Here is a 3,589-nt window from a genome sequence, read left to right as displayed (position 1 = left end):
GGGCCGACAACCGGGGTTGCAGATACCACTCAATGCCGCCGCCGATCGTGAGCTCGGTGCCTTCCTTGTCCTCGGTGCGAACGATGAACGTGTCGCTGCGGGGCGTGCGCCGGTGGTAGGCCCCGAGGCGGCCGAGCAGCGCGATGTGGTCGCCCAGGTGCAATGCGCCGACCACCGCGATGGCGGGGTCGGTGTGCCAGCCGGAGCCCAGCGACACGGCGCCCGCCTCCAGCCGTATCGAGCGCCGGAACTGATAGCCCAGCATCAGCTTGCCCCCGTGACCGGTCAGCGTGTCATGCTGGTTGTCCTGCCCGCCTGGCGCCTGGTAGTGACTGAGGCCGGCTCCGCCGGACACGTACCACCCGGATTGTGGCCCGGCGGCCGACGGCGCCTCGGCGGCTCCGGTGTTCTCCTGCGCGGCCGCAGCCGCGACCAACCCCGATGCCAACGCTGCTGCGAGCCACGCTCGCGCGCCAAGACCGAATGCCATGGTTCCTCCCTGCCGCTGTGGGCGCTGTTGTGTGCGGCGCATTGTGCCCGCGCATCGCGCCCAAGAAAAAGCCCGCCGAAGCGGGCTTGACAGGGGATCGATCGATCAGGCCGCGTTCAGCCACATCGAGGTGTCGAAGGCGCTGCTCATCATCGGCATGTTCATCCCGAAGTTCGCGTTGGCTGCGCTCTTGGCCGCCGGCTTGGCGGGCTTGTTCTCTGCAATCTGGGCCGTTTCCGTCGCCCGCTCCCATGACCCTTGTTCCTGGGAGCGGGCTACTGAAAAGAATAGAAGCACCTGAACGGTATTTTTCGCTCCGCCCAGAAATCGGCCGCGTCGCGGAAGACATCGAGCAACTGCTCGCGGGCCTCGCGGTCGAAGCGCGGGTTGTCGGGCAGCTGCTCCAGCACTACGACGAAGCCGGGTTGCGCGCCCGACTTGTGCACCAGGTCGGTCATGCAGTCGTACAGCGCATCCAGGTTCTTGCCGAAATGCGACGGGAACAGGAAGGATTCGGCGATGCTGTCCAGCACGTCCTGCTTGGACTGGGCGTTCGTCAGGTTGGCGTAGAGGAAGTGCTGGCCCACGCTTTGCGCGGCCTCCTGCAAATCCTCGACACGGTAGGCGCGTATCGACTGGACGATGTTTGGACGGACGGTCTGCAAGAGCATGGTCTCGTTCCTCCTTGGTTCAAAAGAATCCATCAACTGATGCTCACTTCACGATGCGGCGAAAACTCGCGTAGTGGTCGTCGGTGTAGTAACAGGCCTGCGGCGTCGTGACCTGGTAGCCACCGCAGACGATGCGCTTTGCCGCGCGGTTCCTGGCCCCCGGGGTTGTCACGGTGTACTCGCGGTAGTAGCCGCGGCGCTGTGACGGTAGCTGGCGTTCGCGGTTACCGAACACGCTGCCATCCTTGGGATACGGAAACGGGCCTCCCGTTCGAATCAGCCGCTCTGTCGCCTGGGCCTCGGCCGGCAGTGCCGCCAGGGCCACCGTCGCCATCTCGGTCACTGGCGCTGGTGCTTCCTTGGCAACCACCGGAGTTGCAGCCATGGAAACCAGGCTCGCTGCCATGACAGCCGCAGCGATCGCCTGCTGGCCCCGGTGGTAACACCTGCGGGCTCGGCCATCGAATTGACTTGCACAACTCAGCAATGAACCGGCCAGCAAACCGGAGAGAGACACGGGGTTATCCCTGAATTCAGAAACCGGGATGGTACCGAATCGGCCCGCAAAGCTCAAGCTGCTGCCTCAATTTGGGGCAGGAGAGATCAGAAATCAGTGAACGCTCGCATTCGTCTGAGGCCATATGAGTCGGCACATTCAGACAGCATCACAGCGATAAAACACCCGGATCGGGTCGATGACAGGGGTGTCACATGCCCGTGCAGGACCCCCGGGCATTTTTGGCGCACGCACCAAGCTGTGCTTGGCGCGCGGCCGGCGACCGTTTCTGTCAGATCAGCGTGCCGCGTTGGCGTCGGCGACGGTCAGTGCGGTCATGTTGACGATGCGGCGCACGGTGGCCGACGGCGTCAGGATGTGCACCGGCTTGGCCGCCCCCAGCAACACCGGCCCGATCGCGATGCCGCCGCCGGCCGCCGTCTTCAGCAGGTTGTAGCTGATGTTGGCGGCGTCGATGTTCGGCAGCACCAGCAGGTTCGCCTCGCCCGACAGCGTGCTGGTCGGCATCAGCTCGGCGCGGTACGCGGCATCGAGCGCAGCGTCGCCGTGCATCTCGCCGTCGACCTCGAGCCACGGCGCCTGCTCGTGCAGCAGCGCCAGCGCGTCGCGCATCTTCACCGCCGACGGATGGTTGCTCGAGCCGAAGTTGCTGTGCGACAGCAGCGCCGCCTTCGGGCGCAGGCCGAAGCGCTTGAGCTCCTCGGCGGCCATCACGGTGATCTCGGCCAGCTGCGCCGCGGTCGGGTCGTAGTTGACGTGGGTGTCGACCAGCATCACCTGCCGGTTCGGCAGGATCAGCCCGTTCATGCAGGCATAGGTCTTGGTGCCCTTGCGCAGGCCGATCACCTGGTCGATGTACTGCAGGTGCATCGCGGTGTTGCCCCAGGTGCCGCACAGCATGCCGTCGACCTCGCCCTTGTGCAGCAGCATCGCGCCGATCAGCGTCAGGCGGCGGCGCATCTCGATCTTCGCGAGTTGCGCGGTCACGCCCTTGCGCGCCATCATGCGGTGGTAGGTCTGCCAGTAGTCGCGGTAGCGCTCGTCGTGCTCGGTGTTGACCAGGTCGTAGTCGGTGCCGGCCTTCAGGCGCAGGCCGAACTTCTCGATGCGCTGCGCGATGACCTCGGGCCGGCCGATCAGCGTCGGGCGCGCGAGGTTCTCGTCGACCACCACCTGCACCGCACGCAGCACGCGCTCTTCCTCGCCTTCGGCGAAGGCGACGCGCTTGTGCTTCGCGCACTTGGCGAGCGTGAAGATCGGCTTCATCGTCGTGCCCGAGGCATAGACGAAGCTCTGCAGCTTCTCGCGGTAGGCGTCCATGTCCTTGATCGGGCGCGAGGCGACGCCGGAGTCGACCGCCGCCTGCGCGACGGCCGGCGCGATCTTCATCATCAGCCGCGGGTCGAACGGCTTCGGGATCAGGTACTCCGGCCCGAAGCTCAGCGTGGCGCCGGCATAGGCCGCGGCCACCACCTCGCTCTGCTCGGCCTGGGCCAGCTCGGCGATCGCGTGCACCGCGGCGATCTCCATCTCGATCGTGATGGTGGTCGCGCCGCTGTCGAGCGCGCCGCGGAAGATGTACGGGAAGCACAGGACGTTGTTGACCTGGTTCGGGTAGTCGGTGCGGCCGGTCGCGATGATCGCGTCGGCGCGCACTTCCTTCACCTCTTCCGGCAGGATCTCCGGGGTCGGGTTGGCCAGCGCCAGGATGATCGGCTTGGCCGCCATCGTCGCGACCATCTCCTTCTTCAGCACGCCGCCGGCCGACAGGCCGAGGAAGATGTCGGCGCCGTCCATCACCTGGGCCAGCTTGCGGTGCGAGGTCTTCTGGGCGAACTGGATCTTGTCCTCGTCCATCAGCTCGGTGCGGCCTTCGTAGACGACGCCGGCCAGGTCGGTGACCCAGATGTT

General features: G+C 66.0%; 5 protein-coding genes. 1 reads left to right on the top strand and 4 read right to left on the bottom strand.

Annotated elements, in window-relative coordinates; translation table 11 throughout:
- Positions 1-490, bottom strand: a 490-nt coding sequence (locus tag AC1D15_RS22365) for a hypothetical protein (protein WP_477827693.1), incomplete at its 3' end; no start/stop codon positions are given.
- 31 nt (positions 491-521) lie between these two features.
- On the opposite strand from AC1D15_RS22365, the gene AC1D15_RS22360 reads away from it, so the two are divergent.
- Positions 522-791 carry a hypothetical protein gene (locus AC1D15_RS22360; RefSeq protein WP_465111356.1) on the top strand — a complete coding sequence of 90 codons (270 nt, stop codon included), beginning with the start codon at positions 522-524 and terminating at the stop codon, positions 789-791.
- On the opposite strand, the gene AC1D15_RS22355 is transcribed toward AC1D15_RS22360, so the two are convergent.
- The 3 genes from AC1D15_RS22355 to AC1D15_RS22345 form a co-directional block, all read right to left on the bottom strand.
- Positions 766-1,161 carry a barstar family protein gene (locus AC1D15_RS22355; protein WP_047501403.1) on the bottom strand — a complete coding sequence of 132 codons (396 nt, stop codon included), beginning with the start codon at positions 1,159-1,161 and terminating at the stop codon, positions 766-768. The two genes, AC1D15_RS22360 and AC1D15_RS22355, sit on opposite strands and share 26 nt — an antisense overlap.
- A 43-nt stretch (positions 1,162-1,204) precedes the next feature.
- Positions 1,205-1,546 carry a guanyl-specific ribonuclease gene (locus AC1D15_RS22350; RefSeq protein ID WP_477827694.1) on the bottom strand — a complete coding sequence of 114 codons (342 nt, stop codon included), beginning with the start codon at positions 1,544-1,546 and terminating at the stop codon, positions 1,205-1,207.
- 408 nt (positions 1,547-1,954) lie between these two features.
- A partial coding sequence (locus AC1D15_RS22345; RefSeq protein ID WP_477827692.1) for a phosphate acyltransferase occupies positions 1,955-3,589 on the bottom strand: 1,635 nt, incomplete at its 5' end.

The organism is Rhizobacter sp. P2_H2 (assembly GCF_056403375.1).
This window is presented reverse-complemented; position numbering and strand designations above follow the sequence as displayed.